Source organism: Lacinutrix sp., assembly GCF_029238095.1.
In the GTDB taxonomy this organism is placed as follows: Bacteria; Bacteroidota; Bacteroidia; order Flavobacteriales; family Flavobacteriaceae; genus Lacinutrix.
Genome location: NZ_JAQWGS010000021.1, coordinates 1 through 18,310 on the forward strand (window position 1 = coordinate 1; position 18,310 = coordinate 18,310).

Sequence of the window (18,310 nt, forward strand, 5' to 3'; positions counted from 1 at the left end):
CGAAAGAAAATTAAGAAAACGAAAAATGACAAAAAATAGCACTTTGAAAGCTAGAAAAAAACAGTATCAAAATTTTTAACTAAATTAGCAGAAACCTCTCTTAAATTTTGAGCGAAAAAGTTCATTTTTATTTGACTACATACACTTAAAAACAAACAATCTGTAGAACGCTTTTTACGTATAGATATTTTTAATATTCAAAATAAAATTCCAGCAACACTTCTTAAAATACCATACGAGATTGTTAACCGAATAAACAGAAATAAGCTACTAAAAAACAACAAAAAGCTGGTAAATAGCATAAATCTAGACGACTATAGTCTAAAAGAATGCTCTAAAGACACTTTAGATTTTTTCTGTGTTTTAACAAAGTAATTTTACAAATGCAAGACGAATTAATAGACATAGTTACTAAATCTGGAGATCCAACAGGTCAATCGGCTTTAAAATCAAAAATCCACTCTAAAGGCTTTTATCATAACACAGTACACATTTGGTTTTACACAAGAGATGGTGAAATTCTACTCCAACAACGTGCAGCAACAAAAGCAATTTACCCATTACTTTGGAATGTAAGCGTAGCTGGACATATAGATGCAGGAGAAACTATAAAAGATGGTGCAATTAGAGAAATTAAAGAAGAAATTGGTTTAACTATTTCTAAAAAAAAATTGCACAAAATTGGTGTTTTCGAATGTTTTCAAACGTATCCTAATGGCATAATAGACAACGAGTTTCACCACACATTCATAGTTGAATTAAAAGAACTTATTTACAACTTGACACCTCAAGAAGAAGAAGTAGAAGCCTTAAAACTAGTAAACATGAATCATTTTCACGAATTGTTAGATAATTCTGAAACTAATAATCATTTTGTAGCCTCAAATAAACCTTATTATGAGAAAGTTATTGATGCAATTTTGCATGAAATAACTTAATTTTTCTAAATTCGTTTCATGGAATTAATAGTATTTGCACTTGTACCTGTAGCTATTGTTATTTTTTATATCTATTTAAAAGATAAATATGAAAAAGAACCTAAACGACTCTTATTAATTTCATTCTTACTTGGTGCTATTGTTAGTATTATTATAACAACACTTTTGTATGGTGTATTTGACCTTGCTTTACCATTAACAGATAGCTTGAGCGTTTCCCAACAATTTGTACATGTAATATTTTTAAGTAAACCGCTAATTATCGTTGCTTATATCGCCTGTATTTCCAATCTCTCTACCAATAAAATTATTTAGATTACCAATTAAATGCAAACATAAGTTACCTGCATAATTTTTAATGGTATCTCTTGTTAACCATAAATTTCTTCCATTTTGGTAAAGGTTTATTTCTAACTTTAACGTTACTAGATTTCTATTAAACAATTTTATTACTGTCTCTGTAAGCATTATCAATATTTAGTTATTATCGAGTAAAAATAGATATTAATTGGTTTACTTTTGCACGATGCAAAACAATCAATCTGTAAGATTAGAATTTATAGTTTTAATGGCGTCTTTAATGTCTATAGTTGCCTTAGCTATCGATGCCATATTACCTGCAATGTCCACTATTGGTATTAGTATTAATAGTTTAGACAGTAACAGCAATCAGCTTTTAATAACTATGATTTTTTTAGGTTTAGGATCTGGCCAATTACTATTTGGTCCACTTTCTGATAGTTTTGGGAGAAAACCAATGGTGTATATTGGACTGTCAGTTTTTGCTGTAGCTAGTATTATTTGTGTCCTTTCTCCTTCTCTTGAATGGATGATTTTTGGACGCATTTTACAAGGTATTGGTTTGGCTGCACCACGAACCATAGCTATTGCTATAATAAGAGATATGTATAAAGGTGATTACATGGCTAAAATTATGTCTTTTGTAACTACTTTCTTTATTTTAGTTCCTGTTGTTGCACCTGTAATGGGAAAATTTATTTTAAACCATTACAATTGGAGAGGCATTTTTTATGCTCAGTTAGTTATTGCGTTCGTTGTATGTATTTGGTTTTGGAAACGACAGCCTGAGACTTTAAAACCTGAACATAAAGTAAAATTTACAAAATTTGTTTTTATAAATGGTTTGAAAGAATTACTTAAATATAAAGTTTCTATTGCTTTCACCATAGTCTCTGGATTTATCTCAGGAGCTTTTATAGTATATTTAAGTGCATCGCAAATTATCTTTGAAAATCAATATGGCTTAGTGAATGAGTTTCCTTATATATTTGCAGGTCTTGCTGCTGGAGTTGGACTCTCTACTTTTTTAAATGGTTCTTTTGTAATGCGTTTTGGTATGTGGCGTTTAGCATTTTTTGCTATTCTGGTTTTCTTCTTAAATTCATTTTGCTATGTACTTTTCTTTTGGAACTCTGAAAATCCGTCATTACCAATCTTATTAGTATTTATGGCTATTCAATTTTTTACAATAGGTTTTATTTTTGGAAATTTAAGAGCCATTGCCATGGAACCTATTGGTCATATAGCAGGTATTGGTGCTGCAATAACAGGATTTATTTCTACAGTAATGGCTGTGCCAATTGCAAATTATATTGGAAGCTTTGTGAATGAGACTGCTTTACCTCTATTTATTGGATTTAGTATCTTTGGATTCTTGTCGCTCAGTATCTTTTTTTATATGAAGCGTGATGTAAAGATTGTATAAATAATGTTATTGGTTAATTCAATCTACTTTTTTAAAAACACCTATTTTATTTATTAAAAGTCCCATCATCTACACTTTTAATAAAGTCTATTAAACCGTTAAAAAACACTTTTTGATCATCAAACTGAGATAAATGACTACCATTTGGGCACAATAAAAAATCACCATTTTTAACCTCTGTACTTATCCACTCCATATGTTTAGGATCCATTGTATCATGAGTGGCTCCAATGGTTAATGTTGGTACAGTAATCTCTTTTAATCTGTCTTTTACATCCCAATTTTTAAGCCTTGCATCTCCTTTAATACCAAATTCACTTGGTCCTTGCATTGTGACATAAACTTCTGGATTTACGTGTTTAAAACTTCTGTTTATTGGTTCTGGCCACTCTTCTATTGGCATCCTAAGCACGTGTTCTGTATAATAATTATTTACAATAAGCTCCATATATCTTGGATTGGAATAATCTTCGGCATCTTCATATTTTAAAATTTCTTTTAAAACTTCTTGATTCATTTTTGGTGCCAAAACCGTATCACTATACTCTTGGTATTCTGGAATAGAAGCCACCATATTAGAAATAATTAAGCCTTTTAAATGCTCTTGATATTTTAAAGCATATTGCATGCCTAAAATACCTCCCCAACTTTGCCCATAGAGATAAAAATTATCCTTATTTAAGCCTAAAGCTATGCGCACTTGCTCTACTTCTTCAACAAAACGGTCCAATTCCCAAAGGCTTAAATCTTTTGGTTGGTCGCTGTAATACGAACCTAACTGATCGTAATAATAATATTCTATGTTTTCCTGCGGAAAGTAGCCATCAAAGCATTCGTAAATTTCATGAGTCATTCCTGGTCCACCATGTAATAACAATACTTTCATGGTAGGATTATTACCAACGCGCTTGGTCCAAACCTTGAATTCTCCTTTTGGTGTGGTAATAGGAATCATTTTTATACCACCAAGAAATTGGTCTTTCTCTTGTGGTTTTAGATAGTTTTCTTGCAAAATACGCTATGCTGGAGCATCTATTCCGTGAGAATGATTTTGTTTACAACTAAAACATAAAAGTATTAATAAACCGAGTATTATTTTAGCTTTCATAAATAAAGTAATTTAGATTACTAAGTTAATTAAATTATTTCAAACGAATAGCTATAACATTTTAGCAACAATCTATTATTAATCAAGTTATAACTAAATGATTTTCTATAACTTAGTAGTATGAAGAATACTATAGCAGAACGTATTTTAGATTTTTTAAAAAGTTTCCCTCCTTTTGACGCCTTAACTTACCAGCAGCTGTTTAGTATAGCGTCGCAAGTACTAAATCGTTCCATTCTAAGTTTGTGGTTATTTTCACGAGTGCTTTGGTTTTAATTATTTATGACTGCCTTATAAAGTTAATGAAAAATCTATTGACTTGATTAAGTATTTTTTTAGATATTTACACAAGTAAGGCTTTAGAGAAAGTTTCGACCAAGGTTTAAAGCGAACACTAATTTAATATAGAAAGAAACTACAATATGCTTAACTGGAAACATATTATAAATTATACCGTAAAAGGTAATCCTACTCCAGATAAAAGAGTAGAAAAAACTGAAAATGAGTGGAAAACTTTACTAACTCCAGAACAATTTAGAATTACAAGACTTAAAGGTACCGAAAGGCCTCATAGTGGTGCACTTTGTAGTATTCACGATGAAGGTAAATACAATTGTGTATGTTGTAACGCGCAGTTGTTTGACTCTACTATTAAGTTTAGTTCTGGTACAGGATGGCCAAGTTTTACACAGCCTATTAAAGAAAATGCTATTAAGTACACAAAAGATTCTACTTTTGGTATGGTTCGTGTCGAAGTACTATGTAATACGTGCGATGCGCATTTAGGACATGTTTTTCCAGATGGTCCAGAACCTAGTGGTTTACGCTATTGTGTAAATTCTGAAGCGATGCAATTAGAGAAAGGCATAACAAATGATAGTTAAAAACTTACAACTAGCAACCATTGGTGGTGGCTGTTTTTGGTGTACAGAAGCTGTATTTCAAGATGTTAGAGGTGTAGAAAAAGTGGTCTCTGGTTATTCTGGCGGAAACGTTCCTGGATATCCAACCTATCGTGAGATTTGCTCTGGTCTTACAGGTCATGCAGAAGTAATACAGATTACCTTTAATGCTAATGTGATAAGTTATGAAGACATTTTAGTGATTTTTATGACCACACACGATCCTACAACTTTAAACCAACAAGGTGCAGATAGAGGCACACAATACCGTTCGGTTATTTTTTATCATGATGATAAACAAAAAGAGCTAGCAGAACTTGTTATTAACGAACTTGGGCCTTACTACAAAAATACTATAGTTACAGAAATAAGCGCTTTAGATACTTTTTACGAAGCTGAGCAGGAGCATCAAGATTTCTATAGAAATAATGAAACTATGGGTTATTGCACTTTTGTAATTGAACCCAAATTAGCAAAACTAAGAAAACTGCATGCAGATAAACTTAAATAATTAAAAGACGCTCTTATTTAGCTATACTCTTTTTAAGCTTAATTATCTTTAATTTATCTAATACTAGCATAATACAATAAGTAATATCAAGCTCATGCCATTTTACACCAAAATTAGCTCTTCCGCTGTGTGTATGGTGGTTGTTATGATAACCTTCTCCCATCATTAAAAAAATCGAATGGTAAAAGATTTTTAGATGTGTCGCTCACTTTAAAATTAACATAGCCATAAATATGTGCAAACCAATTAATAATTACTCCATGAATTGGTGCCATAAAAAAAGCAATTGGTAATAAAAGCCATTGCCACCATGCTGTTGCAAAGCTTATAAAAAACACAATGTAAAATACTGCCCAAGATAATCGAGAAAATTTAGAGCTAGCAAATGTGTCGAAACTTTTCCATTGTGGTACATTTTTGGTAAACTTATCTGCTACTGCTATTCGTTTTTTATTAATGTCTTGGTAAATATTTTTTGTGCGCCACATCATAGAAAATAAATTCGCATCGTATTTGGGTGAATGTGGATCTTGATCTGTATCTGCATACGCATGATGCATTCTATGCATTACACCATAACCATAAGCACTTAAATAATTTGAACCTTGAAAAACCCAAGTCAGGAAGAAACAAATACGCTCTGTAAGTTTAGACATTGTAAAGGTTTGATGTGCTGCATAACGGTGTAAAAAGAAAGTTTGAAAAAACAAACCTGTATACCATAAAACAATAATAAAAATAACAATACTCATAGACTAGCTTTTTTTGTAAAGGTCTAAAAAGGGTGTGCTTTTTACAATGAACCTAGGTTAAGAAATTCGTTTTCTTATTCTACTTAAAGCTTGTGGTGTAACACCAATGTAGGAGGCAATGTATTTTAGTGGAATTTCTTTTATTAGTTTTGGTCGTTGTGTAAATAAATTAAGATAACGTGTCTCTGCAGATTCGTTTAAAAGCGATTGTTCTCTTTTAGATTTGATAAGAAATAAACGCTCTGAAGACATACGTCCAATTTGATTACCAACTTTGGTTTTCTGGTAAACCTCTTGTAAATCTTCATATGAAATTCTCCATACAGAGATATTTGTTAGTGCTTGTAATTGGTATAAAAATGGTTTTCTGGTAAGAAAAGAATCGTAAGCACTTACAAATTCATTTTTAAAACAAAAGCCAAAAGTAATGTCTTTTTCTTCCTCCTCCTTTGGAATTACAAAACGTGCAATACCACTATCTATAAACGAAATGTAATTTTCGGTTTCGCCTAAATCTAGAATTATGGTTTTCTTTTTAAAAATTTTATTTTCTAATTTAGAAGAGAACAGCTGCCAATCTTTATCAGAAATGGCAACTGTTTGTTCTATGTACTCTCTTATGTGTATCATATTCGCTTATCCTTTACAAATATCGCGAATTAATTTAACTATTCTACGCGTTGACCTGGTATTACTTGACCATTTTGAAATAAAGTTAAACTCTCAATTTCTCCTTTACTATTAGCATTAAACTCTACTCTTGCTTCTACTACTTTTAAGTAGAACTTGTTGTTGTCTGATGGAAAAATCTCGAATTGAGGCTGACCTGTAGCTTGCAATAATAATTTACCATCTTTAGTTGTAATTACTATATGAAACGTAGGAGCTAATTCGTATTTACCAACATAAGTATCAAGCATTTCTTGAGAGACTTCAACGACCTCTTCTTTAACCTCAGCATTAAGTTTTTTTAATACTTGTCTCGCATTTTCGTTAGCAGGATTTAATGCTAAAGATTTTTTATAGTTTGAAATTGCTAATTCTTGGTTTCCTCTATCTAAATAAGCTTCTCCTAACGAATCGTATGGATTTGAAGCGTTTGGATGCTCAGCTACATTTAACTTAAAAATTTCTAATGCAATGTCCTTTTTGCCATCTGCCATATACTGATAACCAAGAGTGTTTAGTTCTTCTTCTTTAAAATTATAATCGTTAGGTTTTTCTGCTTTTGTCTTTTTATAAAAAATAATCGCCTCTTCTATCCCTTGGTCTTTAATAGTTTTTGCAATAATTGGCGCTATAGATGGTAAAATTGGTTGCAAAGGATACGTTGGCATCATTATTTTTATTCCTACTGGATCTATACTTTCGTTATTATTAGACAAAACAATAACACCTTTGTTTTCTGCTTTATTTAAAGCAATCATGGCAGTGTAACCTCCAGTTGCTCCATTATGTAATAAAAATTTACCATTTTCAACATGCCATGCTAAAGCCATTTCTGATCTTTGCGTTTCATTTTTATACGCTGTTTTATGTGCTAAAGACATGGCGTTATGCAATTTAGAATCTATTTTGTCGCTATTTAAATTAGCTTGAACATACTTGAGCATATCATTAACTGTAGAACGAATACCTCCTGCTCCACCAAGTGAAATAATATCCCAATTATCGGTTTCAGAAAGTCCTGCATGTCCTTTTGCTAAACGACTTTTCATAGCGTCTGTAAAAACGAGTCTGGTGTCATTCATTTGCAAAGGATTTGCAATATGCTCTATTATTAATTCCTCATACGTTTTACCACTTTGAAGCTCTAAAATATGACCAAGCAAACCCATTCCTAAATTAGAATATTCACTTTTTTCGCCAATATTATATGTTAGTTGGCAACTGTTTAAAAAAGCATATAATTGTTCTGTGGTATAGTCTGCATATGGATTTTTAGGATTTTCTGGAGCAAAATTATATGGCATTCTAGGTAATGCAGAAGTGTGAGTAGCCAGATGTTTTAAGGTAATTTTCTTTCCATTACGTGTTGGCAATTTAACAGACTTTGGTAAATATTTTGAGGCAGGATCGTCTAAACTCATCTCTCCACTATTTACTTTTAGTGCTAAAAGTGTGGCAGTAAATGTTTTAGAGATAGAACCGATTTCGAAAACCGATTGCTCATTTACTTTTGTACCATTCTCTAAAGCTGTTTTACCATAACTAAAAAGTTCTATTGTATCTACATCAACATAACCAACTGCTACTCCAACATTCACTTGGTTATCGATCCTTGCCTTAATGTGTTCTTTTATTGCAATAGAAATTTTACTGTTTTGAGCTTTAACTTGAACGCTAAAAATTAACGTTAATACAATAAGTAGTATTTTTTTCATTTTTGTAATTATTTCGGTTTAATTTATTTAAATGTAAGTAAAAATTAAGATGTAACCTTTTTTAAGCGACTATTAACATCATTAGTATTTAGTTTGACGCAATAGCTGATCTAAACTAAAAACAGTTTTACACACAATAATTCGTTAGTATCCATTTTTGTTACAAAAGTATTTTCAAAAAAATAAGTTAACAATTATAATTTAAGCTTAATGTTCTTTGATAAAATTTAAAATTTCATTGTAACGTTTTGTCCAAGGAATGAAATACTGCTTCATCATTGGTACATGTTTTTTGTTTAGTATAATTGAAGTAACTTTTGGTTGAAAACCTTTTAACTTTTCTATAAACTTAGCATTTTGATTTTTAATTGAAGCATATGTTTTTTCGCCTACATATATAAGAAAGGGTGGTGTAGTTTTGTCTATAAAATATACAGGAGATGCTTTCTTCCATTCTTCAGGCTTTGTAGTCCAGGTTGTAATAAAATTGTGCTCTTTTGTTGGAGGATGTTTTTGTAAATAAGCATACATGTCTAATCCTGCAGCATCATTTAAAATGACACCTTTAACTACTTTTTTTTGCTCTAGATACTTTGGATTAGTACTAATTAAAGCTATTAAATGTCCACCTGCAGAATGTCCCATTAAAAATATTTGCTCAGGATCTCCTCTATAATTTTTTATATTCTCTACTGTCCATTCTACTGCTTTAGCTATTTCAGTAGCCATAGTACTATAATTTGCATTGGGACTTAAAGTATAAGATGGTATTACAGTTACAACATCTTTTTTAGAAAAATTACGCCCTAAAAAACCATAAATATTTTTATTGCCTTCTGCCCAATAGCCTCCATGAACAAAAATTATTACAGGTAATTTGTCTGCTTTTATAGTTCTTGGTTGGAAGACATTTAGTTTAAGTGAATCTTTAGTCTGTGCGTTTACAAAATATGGTACGTCTTTAAATTTTCTTGAAGCACAACTTGAAAAAACAATAAGTATAAGCCCTATAACACAAATTTTTTTTATCATAATAATTATAATGTACTTCGCTTATTGTTAAACATTCAAGATTTATTTAGTTTAAAATTAATTACAGGGCATTATCCATAATATCTTGTACACATTCAGGATTTAGAAGCGTACTAATGTCTCCTAAATTACTGGTATCTTTTTCTGCTATTTTACGTAATATACGTCGCATAATTTTTCCGCTTCGCGTTTTAGGTAAACCTTCTGTAAACTGAATCTTATCTAATTTAGCTATTGGTCCTATTTGCTCTGTAATAATCTGATTAATTTCTTTACGTAAATTTCCTTGATCTCTACCTTCTCCTGTTTCTTTTAAAGTTACATAACCATATAATGCGTTACCTTTTATATCATGTGGAAAACCAACAATAGCACTTTCTGCAACTGCTGGATGCTCATTAATAGCATCTTCAATTGGAGCTGTTCCTAAGTTATGACCAGACACAATAATAACATCGTCTACACGACCTGTTATTCTATAATAGCCAACTTCGTCACGAAGTGCGCCATCACCTGTAAAATACTTATTATCAAAAGCCGAAAAATAAGTGTCTTTATAACGTTGGTGATTGCCCCAAATTGTTCTTGCAATACTAGGCCAAGGAAATTTTATACACAAACGACCATCCACTTGATTGCCTTTTATTTCTTCTCCGTGCTCATCCATTAATGCAGGTTGAATTCCAATAAAAGGAAGCGTTGCATAGGTTGGTTTTGTTGGCGTTGCAAATGCTATTGGTGTAATCATGATACCACCAGTTTCAGTTTGCCACCAGGTATCTACAATTGGTGCTTTTTTCTTACCAACATTATCATCGTACCAATGCCAAGCTTCTTCATTTATAGGTTCTCCAACAGTTCCTAGAACTTTTATTGAGGATAAATCGTGTTTTTCTAAATGCTCTACACCTTCTTTTGCTAGAGCTCTAATAGCAGTTGGTGCTGTATAAAATTGATTTACTTTATGCTTCTCTACAATTTCCCAAAAGCGTCCAAAATCTGGATAACTTGGTACACCTTCAAACATAACAGTTGTGGCTCCATTACATAAGGGTCCATAAACGATATAACTGTGACCTGTAATCCAACCTATATCTGCTGTACACCAGTACACGTCTTGTTCTCTGTACTGAAAAACATTTTTAAAGGTGTAGGCTGTGTACACCATATAACCTGCTGTGGTATGTACCATGCCTTTTGGCTTTCCTGTAGAACCTGAAGTGTATAATATAAATAATGGATCTTCTGCATCCATAATTTCTGGTACACAGTCATGATACGCATCATCTAATAAAGGTTGTAACCACTGGTCACGACCATCTTTCATATTTATATCTGAATGAATACGCTTAGCTACTAAAACATTTTCAACACAGTCGCACTCTTCTAAGGCTTCATCTACAATACCTTTTAAATCTATAGTTTTTGCACCACGATACGAACCATCACTTGTAATCACCATTTTACAATCACTATCATTAATTCTGGTTGCTAAAGCTGTTGCTGAAAAACCTGCAAATACAACAGAATGTATAGCTCCAATTCTAGCGCATGCCAATACAGAAACTGCTAATTCAGGAATCATAGGCAAATAAATACAAACTCTATCACCTTTACCTACTCCATTTTCTTTAAGTACGTTTGCAAATCTACAAACACGTTCATGTAACTCTCTGTAGGTGATATGAAGCGCCTTTTCATCTGGATTATTAGGCTCAAAAATAATAGCTGTTTTATCTCCTCTGGTATATAAATGTCTATCTATACAGTTTTCAGTTATATTTAATTTAGCACCTTCAAACCACTTGACTTCTGGTTTTGAAAAATCCCAACTTAATACCTTGTTCCATTTTTTTCGCCATATAAAATGCTCTTCAGCAATTTCTTCCCAAAAATTTTCTGGATTTCTGACGGATTTTCTGTAAACTTGGTAGTATTCCTCTATATGTTTTATGTGATAATTACTCATGTTATTTGTTGTTTTCTAATCTGGTTATGTAAGCCTTTGTTTCTTTTATAGCCTTTGGTGCTAATAATAGTGTTCCAATCATTGTAGGAATTGCCATAAGCGCAAAAATGCCATCAACAAAATTAATCATCATTGCAAAAGGTGTAATAGCAGCTAAAATGATACTAAAAATATAAAAATAATTATAATAATGCTTCTTATCTGCTCCTATTAAAAAGGAGAGACATTTAGATCCATAGTAAGAATAAGAAAATAGAGATGAAATACTAAAAATTAAAACACAAACCATTAATAAATAATGACCAAAATCTGGCATGGTAGCTTTAAAAGCTGAGGCAGTTAAACTAACTCCGTTATCTGAGGTCGTTTCCCAAACACCAGTTACTAAAATTGCTAAAGCTGTTAATGTACACACAATTAAAGTATCTATAACAGGACCTAGCATGGCAACTAAACCTTCTCGAACAGGCTCGTTTGTTTTTGCTGCACCATGTGCCATAGGAGCAGTACCAATTCCAGCTTCGTTAGAAAATGCACCTCGTCTAATCCCTAATAAAATTAATGCGCCTAAAACACCACCAAAAAATGATTCTCCTTTATAAAAGTCTCCAGAAAAAGCATCGGTAAAAATCAATATAAAATACTTAGGAACTAATTGATAATTTGAAAGCAATATGTAAAACACCAAGATAAAATATAAAACCACCATTGAAGGCACCAATCTAGAAGCCGTTTTACTAATTCTATTTAAACCTCCAAAAATAACTATAGATGTGACTATTACTAAAACCAGTGCTATTATTAAATTAGTTTTAAAACCAACATCAACACCATTTGGTATTAGAATAATATCATTTATGGCTTGGGTTAATTGATTTACATTTACAACTGGCAAAGCTCCAAACATTCCAAAAACACTAAATAAAACAGCTAACCATTTCCAGTGTTTACCCAAACCTTCAACAATAAAATACATTGGGCCTCCTTGTATGTTTCCCTCACTATCCTTACCTCTAAACATGGTAGCTAAGGTAGAAGTAAAAAACTTTGTCGACATGCCTATAATAGCGCTTATCCACATCCAAAACATAGCTCCTGGTCCTCCAATTGATATTGCCAAGGCTACTCCAGCAATGTTTCCCATTCCTATAGTAGAAGATAGAGCAGTTGTTAACGCTTGAAAATGACTTATCTCTCCTGGATCGTTAAGATTATCATATTTTCCACTTAAAATTTGAATTGCATGACCTAAGTACCTAAAAGGCAAAAACCTTGAGTATATAATAAGAGATAATCCTCCTCCTATTAAAATTATCAACAAAGGAAGTCCCCAAACAAATGAAGCGAATTCAGCAACGAAATGATCTAATGATTGCAAATTAATCTTGTTTTCTATAAATGTATTAAAAGGAATTAATATGTAAACTAAATCTCTATAGATAATATTTTAAACTGCTAACAATTAATCCCATAACTCCTTGAAAATAAATAAACTACATAAACATTAAAATGTTCTATTTTTTTTTAATACTTTTAAAAAATTTTTATTTAAAAACCCAATCAATTATGATCATGAAAACTACTTTAAACATTAAACCTATACTTTTGTGTATAGCTTTTGTTGTGTGTACTTTTTCTATTCAAGCTCAAGAACGTTCTTGTGGTATGGTAGAATATATGCAAGAACAAATGGAAAACCCAGAATATGCAAAGCAGTACAAAATTACTCAAGCAAAATTCAAGGCGCAATTAAATAAGAATTTAAGTGAAAACTACGAAAGAAGAATGGATCCTATTATTATTCCAGTGGCTGTTCACTTTCCAGAAGCTCAAGAATCTGACAGAGCTTGTCTAGAAGCATTAGCTCAAAACCAAATAGATATTTTAAATGAAGATTTTACAGGAACTAATGCAGATATCTCAGGATGGGCTGCTGCTGCTCCTAACTATCCAAACACAAATACAGGTGCTGCTAATTTTTTGTTTTGTATAGCTACAACAAACCATCCAACAGGTTTAGATCCAGATCTGGTAGAAGGTGGTCCAGCTGTTACTATTGGATATAATTTTGGTAACGGAACTTCAACAGATTCAAATTGGGGAGGCTACATGAACTTTTTAGTAAAAGATATTGGAGGTGGCCTTTTGGGCTTTTCTCCATTTCCAGGAAGTGTTGCTGCAGGTCAATCTGTTACAATGAACTTAGGTGCTTTTGGATCTGGTGCTGGTTGCCCGAATTCTGGGATTGTTCCAGGTGCTCCTTATGATTTAGGTAGAACTGTAACTCACGAATTAGGACATTTTTATAACTTAGATCATGTTTTTGGATCTTGTGGAACAGATGATGGAATTGCAGATACACCAAATCAAGGAAACTCTAATGGTGGTTGTCCTGCTTTAGGCAGTCAGCCAGCTTGTAATCCAGCAGAACAGGAATTGTTTCAAAGTTATATGGATTATACTAACGATGCTTGTATGTGGATGTTTAGTGCTGGACAAACTACAGTTGCCGAAGCTTATGTAATGTCTATTGAGTCAACATTTAAACCAAATGTTGTACAATGTTCTGCTGCTCCAGACTTTTCTTTAACAGCAGCAAATACAGAAGAAAACATTTGTAATCCTACAAACAGCGTTTCATACACAATAAATTATGTTGCTACTGGAGGAAATACAGATCCAACAAATTTTTCAGCTAGTAATTTACCAGCTGGAGCAACTCAATCATTTAACCCTTCTTCATTAAATGCAGATGGTTCAACGGTATTAACATTAGGAAACCTTAATGGTGTTGCAATAGGAAATTACGCTATTACTGTAACAGGTACAGGTGTTACAACAAATTCTATAAATGTAGATTTAAATGTTGAAGGCGCAATACCTAATACACCTACTTTAACTAGTCCAGCAAATAATGCAACAGATACTGCTCTTCAACTAAATCTAGATTGGAGTCCAATAGCAAATGCTACTAGTTATACACTAGAATTAGCTACAGATTCAGCTTTTACAATGAATTATACTTCTAACAATGTAACTGGTGTTGGTTTTAATACTCCTGAACTTGCTTCTATGACACAGTATTTCTGGAGAGTAAAGTCAACAAATAGTTGTGGTGATTCAAGTTACAGTGGCACTAGAAACTTTACCACAGCTTCAATTAGCTGTGTGACTTATAGCTCTACTGAGAATAATATAAATATTCCAGCGTCTGGTAATGCTGAGCATGTATTAACATCTACAATAAATATAAGTGATGATGTTTCAATTACTGATTTAAATTCAACAATAAATATAACTCATGATTGGGCTGGTGATATGGAGTTAATGTTAACTTCTCCAGCTGGAACTTCTGTAATTATGCTTGTAAATAGTACTTGTGATGATGGAACCAATGATATTATGGTGACTTTTGATGATCAAGCTTCTGGACCAGTAGCATGTAGTACTACTGCACCTGCAATTGGAGGTGTAATTCAACCTGCAAATCCTTTGTCTGCTTTTAATGGAGAAAACACCGTTGGTGATTGGGTATTAACAGCAACAGATGGTTATCCTTCTCTTGATGGTGGTACTTTTTTAAATTATTCTATAGAAATTTGCGGTTCTGCTAATTTAAGTGTTGATGAGTTTAGTCTAAATAGCTCTTTATCTTTATGGCCAAACCCATCTCAAGGAGAAATAAATATAACGTTTAACTCTTCAAATAATGATGATGTAAACGTTAAATTATACGATTTAAGAGGTCGATTAATTAACAATCATTCTTTTGAAAACACAACTAGCGTATTTAATAAAACTATTCAACTTGGCGATTTAGAAAGCTCAGTTTATATTTTAAGTATTGAAAATGCTGGACAGGTTATAAATAAGCGTATTATTATTGAATAATATTTTTATAATTTACACTAAAAAAGGATTCCATTTTGGAATCCTTTTTTGTTTATAAATGAGTTAAAAAGTATAGACTCAACATTTTTATTCGGCTAAATAAGCCTCCACATTCTTTTCAATACGATCATGAATATTTGAAACATCTGCTTTTACAAATTTCTCACCCATAATTTGTTCGTATAATTCAATATAGCGCTCTGAAACAGATTCTATATAGTCATCACTCATAAAAGGAACAGTTTGACCTTCTAGACCTTGAAAGTTGTTTGCTATTAGCCATTGGCGCACAAACTCTTTAGAAAGCTGTTTTTGTGCCTCGCCTTTATCTTGACGTTCTTGGTATCCATCTGCATAAAAATAGCGAGAAGAATCTGGTGTATGGATTTCGTCTATTAGTACTATTTTTCCCTCTTTAGTTTTACCAAATTCGTATTTAGTATCTACTAGAATTAAGCCTCGAGATGCTGCTATTTCTGTTCCTCTAGTAAATAATTTACGTGTGTAATCTTCTAAGATTACATAATCTGCTTCGCTAACAATATTTTTTTTAACAATGTCTTCTCGCGAGATATCTTCGTCATGATCTCCCATTTCAGCTTTGGTAGCTGGCGTAATTATTGGTTTAGGAAACTTATCATTTTCATTCATACCTTCAGGCATTGTTACTCCACAAAGTATTCTTTTTCCTGCTTTATATTCTCTTGCTGCATGACCAGATAAATAGCCACGAATAACCATTTCTACTTTAAATGGTTCGCATAAATGCCCAACTGCCACATTAGGGTCTGGTGTTGCTGTTAGCCAATTTGGGACAATATCCTCAGTTTGTGCCATGAATTTAGTTGCAATCTGATTTAGTATTTGCCCTTTGTATGGAATACCTTTTGGCATGACCACATCAAAAGCACTTAATCTATCTGTTGCTACCATTACCAATTCTTGGTCGTTGATGTTATATACTGCTCTTACCTTACCTTTATAAACACTTTTTTGTCCTGTAAAGTTGAAATTTGAATCTGTTATTGTATTACTCATTATTTATTTATTTATGAGTTTATTTTGTTTTTGTTTGATTTCTCGATAGCATCTACACATATTTAATAAATCGCTAGAATTAAATGTGCTCTTAAAAAAATTAAACCTCTCTATTTTCTATATTTCTGTATGCAGCAATGACCTTTTTAACTAGTTTATGACGAACAACATCTTTATCATCTAGAAAAACAATTCCAATACCTTCAATATCTTTAAGTACCAAAAGTGCTTCTTTTAGTCCAGAAATTGTGCGACGCGGCAAATCTATTTGTCCTGGATCTCCTGTTAATAAAAACTTGGCGTTTTTTCCCATTCTGGTTAAAAACATTTTCATTTGTGCATGTGTAGTGTTTTGTCCTTCGTCTAAAATAACAAAAGCATTGTCTAGTGTTCTACCTCGCATAAATCCCAAAGGTGCTATTTGTATGGTTCCGTTTTCTATGTATTGTGCAAGTTTCTCTGGAGCAATCATATCTCTTAATGCATCGTAAAGCGGTTGCATGTATGGATCTAATTTTTCTTTTAAATCACCTGGTAAAAACCCTAAATTTTCGCCAGCCTCTACAGCTGGTCTAGTTAAAATAATACGCCTAACTTGTTTACTTTTTAATGCTTGGACTGCTAGTGCAACTCCTGTGTATGTTTTACCTGTTCCTGCAGGACCAATAGCAAAAACCATATCGTTTTTACGCATTAACTCCACCAGTTTACGTTGGTTTGCAGTTTGCGCTTTTATTAGTTTCCCATTTACGCCATGAACTATAGTTTCTCCACTTTGTGCAGATGTATTATAATCGTCGCTACTATTACTTGTTAAAACACGCTCTATAACATTCTCGTCTAGCTTGTTATATTTTGTAAAATGCTTGAGCAACATATTTAGTCGTCTTTTAAACTCATCTAAAAGTTCTTCTTCACCAAAGGCTTTAATTTCATTGCCTCTAGCTACTATTTTTAATTTAGGAAAGTGTTTTTTTAGTAACTTAATGTTTTCATTTCCTGCTCCAAAAAATTCTTTTGGAGTGATTTCTTCAAGTTGAATTATAATTTCGTTCAAAAGCGCATCATTTTAATTAAGATTTTCTATTCTATTTTCTTAGTTTTGTTCTGAGATATAAATGTATAATAAACTTAAGAAACATACATCTATATTAAATATATTAATCTAAATAAATATCAACAATTATAAATGGCTATTATCACATTAACAACAGACTTTGGTGAGAAAGATTACTTTGCTGGTGCGATAAAAGGTGCTATTTACAGCGAAATGCCAGACGTTAAAATTGTTGATATCTCACATTCTGTTTCACCATTTAATATTCCTGAAGCTGCTTACATTATTCAGAATGCATATAGTAGTTTTCCTGAAGGGACCATACATATTATTGGTATTGACTCTGAAATTAATGAAGAGAACAAACACATTGCAATAGCATTAAATGGTCATTATTTTGTATGTGCCAATAATGGAATTATGAGCATGATTTGTTCCGAAATTTCACCAAACCAAATTGTAGAAATTAATATTCACGATAAAATTGAAACGAGTTTTCCTGTTTTAGATGTTTTTGTAAAAGTAGCTTGCCATATTGCTCGTGGTGGAACTTTAGCCGTAATAGGTAAAAGCATTGATAAAATTAAGCCAATTAAAAATTTAGAACCTTATGTAAACGAAGAGAAAACTCAAATTATTGGAAGTATAATTTATGTCGATAATTATGATAATGTTATTACCAATATAAAGAAATCTTTTTTCGAAACCATACAAAAAGGGCGAACGTTTGAAGTTTTTGCTAGAAACCATAAATTTAAAAAAATACATGCTAAATATAGCGACATCGTAAACTTTAGTACTCCAGAAGAAAATAGAAACGACGAAGGCCGAGGTTTAGTTGTTTTTAACTCGTCAAACTATTTAGAAATAGCTATTTATAAAGGCAATACTGGTAGTGTTGGTGGAGCAAGTTCTTTAATGGGCTTAAAATTACGAGATACTGTGACCATAAATTTTGTAAAGTAAAATTGAAATAATAATAAAATGTCTCACAGACATAAA

General features: G+C 32.1%; 16 protein-coding genes and 1 pseudogene. 8 read left to right on the forward strand and 9 right to left on the reverse strand.

Annotation, left to right across the window (positions count from 1 at the left end; genetic code table 11):
• Positions 1–383: 383 nt before the first annotated feature.
• The 3 genes from P8H50_RS05290 (at position 384) to P8H50_RS05300 (ending at position 2,664) form a co-directional block, all read left to right on the forward strand.
• A complete protein-coding gene (locus tag P8H50_RS05290; protein ID WP_300206351.1) occupies positions 384–938 on the forward strand; it encodes an NUDIX domain-containing protein in 555 nt (184 codons plus the stop codon).
• 18 nt (positions 939–956) lie between these two features.
• On the forward strand, positions 957–1,253 hold the full coding sequence (locus tag P8H50_RS05295; RefSeq protein ID WP_300206353.1) for a hypothetical protein: 297 nt from the start codon (positions 957–959) through the stop codon (positions 1,251–1,253).
• A 211-nt stretch (positions 1,254–1,464) separates the two neighbouring features.
• Complete coding sequence (locus tag P8H50_RS05300; protein WP_300206355.1) at positions 1,465–2,664, forward strand: multidrug effflux MFS transporter; 1,200 nt, start codon at positions 1,465–1,467, stop codon at positions 2,662–2,664.
• A gap of 46 nt (positions 2,665–2,710) precedes the next feature.
• Here the strand turns inward: P8H50_RS05300 and P8H50_RS05305 are convergent, their stop codons facing one another.
• The gene (locus P8H50_RS05305; RefSeq protein WP_366900956.1) at positions 2,711–3,676 is read right to left on the reverse strand and encodes a proline iminopeptidase-family hydrolase; all 966 of its coding nucleotides are present in this window, start codon (positions 3,674–3,676) and stop codon (positions 2,711–2,713) included.
• A 216-nt stretch (positions 3,677–3,892) separates the two neighbouring features.
• On the opposite strand from P8H50_RS05305, the gene P8H50_RS05310 reads away from it, so the two are divergent.
• The 3 genes from P8H50_RS05310 (at position 3,893) to msrA (ending at position 5,185) form a co-directional block, all read left to right on the forward strand.
• On the forward strand, positions 3,893–4,048 hold the full coding sequence (locus tag P8H50_RS05310; RefSeq protein ID WP_300206357.1) for a hypothetical protein: 156 nt from the start codon (positions 3,893–3,895) through the stop codon (positions 4,046–4,048).
• A gap of 146 nt (positions 4,049–4,194) precedes the next feature.
• Positions 4,195–4,656 (forward strand): peptide-methionine (R)-S-oxide reductase MsrB, encoded by a 462-nt coding sequence (gene msrB, locus P8H50_RS05315; protein ID WP_300206359.1) that lies wholly within the window; start codon positions 4,195–4,197, stop codon positions 4,654–4,656.
• Positions 4,646–5,185, forward strand: a complete 540-nt coding sequence (msrA, locus tag P8H50_RS05320; RefSeq protein ID WP_300206361.1) for a peptide-methionine (S)-S-oxide reductase MsrA — start codon at positions 4,646–4,648, stop codon at positions 5,183–5,185. The genes msrB and msrA overlap by 11 nt, the downstream gene beginning before the upstream one ends.
• 13 nt (positions 5,186–5,198) lie before the next feature.
• Here msrA and P8H50_RS05325 read toward each other — a convergent pair.
• From P8H50_RS05325 to P8H50_RS05350, 6 genes and pseudogenes are all read right to left on the reverse strand, one after another.
• Positions 5,199–5,937, reverse strand: a pseudogene (locus P8H50_RS05325) (acyl-CoA desaturase).
• A 57-nt stretch (positions 5,938–5,994) separates the two neighbouring features.
• A complete protein-coding gene (locus tag P8H50_RS05330) occupies positions 5,995–6,567 on the reverse strand; it encodes a Crp/Fnr family transcriptional regulator (protein WP_300206363.1) in 573 nt (190 codons plus the stop codon).
• A 38-nt stretch (positions 6,568–6,605) separates the two neighbouring features.
• Complete coding sequence (locus P8H50_RS05335; protein WP_300206365.1) at positions 6,606–8,321, reverse strand: serine hydrolase; 1,716 nt, start codon at positions 8,319–8,321, stop codon at positions 6,606–6,608.
• Between the two features lie 207 nt (positions 8,322–8,528).
• Positions 8,529–9,353, reverse strand: coding sequence for an alpha/beta hydrolase (locus tag P8H50_RS05340; RefSeq protein WP_300206367.1), 825 nt, complete (start codon positions 9,351–9,353; stop codon positions 8,529–8,531).
• Positions 9,354–9,414: 61 nt separating this feature from the next.
• Positions 9,415–11,322, reverse strand: coding sequence for an acetate--CoA ligase (acs, locus tag P8H50_RS05345; RefSeq protein ID WP_300206369.1), 1,908 nt, complete (start codon positions 11,320–11,322; stop codon positions 9,415–9,417).
• A gap of 1 nt (position 11,323) precedes the next feature.
• Positions 11,324–12,700: an alanine/glycine:cation symporter family protein gene (locus tag P8H50_RS05350; protein ID WP_300206371.1), complete on the reverse strand. Its 1,377-nt coding sequence runs from the start codon at positions 12,698–12,700 to the stop codon at positions 11,324–11,326.
• 188 nt (positions 12,701–12,888) lie between these two features.
• Here P8H50_RS05350 and P8H50_RS05355 point away from each other — a divergent pair, with 188 nt between their 5' ends.
• The gene (locus P8H50_RS05355; protein ID WP_300206373.1) at positions 12,889–15,213 is read left to right on the forward strand and encodes a T9SS type A sorting domain-containing protein; all 2,325 of its coding nucleotides are present in this window, start codon (positions 12,889–12,891) and stop codon (positions 15,211–15,213) included.
• A gap of 87 nt (positions 15,214–15,300) precedes the next feature.
• On the opposite strand, the gene P8H50_RS05360 is transcribed toward P8H50_RS05355, so the two are convergent.
• A complete protein-coding gene (locus P8H50_RS05360) occupies positions 15,301–16,251 on the reverse strand; it encodes a phosphoribosylaminoimidazolesuccinocarboxamide synthase (protein WP_300206375.1) in 951 nt (316 codons plus the stop codon).
• Positions 16,252–16,351: 100 nt separating this feature from the next.
• Positions 16,352–17,308, reverse strand: a complete 957-nt coding sequence (locus tag P8H50_RS05365; protein ID WP_300206377.1) for a PhoH family protein — start codon at positions 17,306–17,308, stop codon at positions 16,352–16,354.
• Positions 17,309–17,440: 132 nt separating this feature from the next.
• Here P8H50_RS05365 and P8H50_RS05370 point away from each other — a divergent pair, with 132 nt between their 5' ends.
• Positions 17,441–18,274, forward strand: a complete 834-nt coding sequence (locus tag P8H50_RS05370) for an SAM-dependent chlorinase/fluorinase (protein ID WP_300206379.1) — start codon at positions 17,441–17,443, stop codon at positions 18,272–18,274.
• The last annotated feature ends 36 nt before the right edge of the window (positions 18,275–18,310 follow it).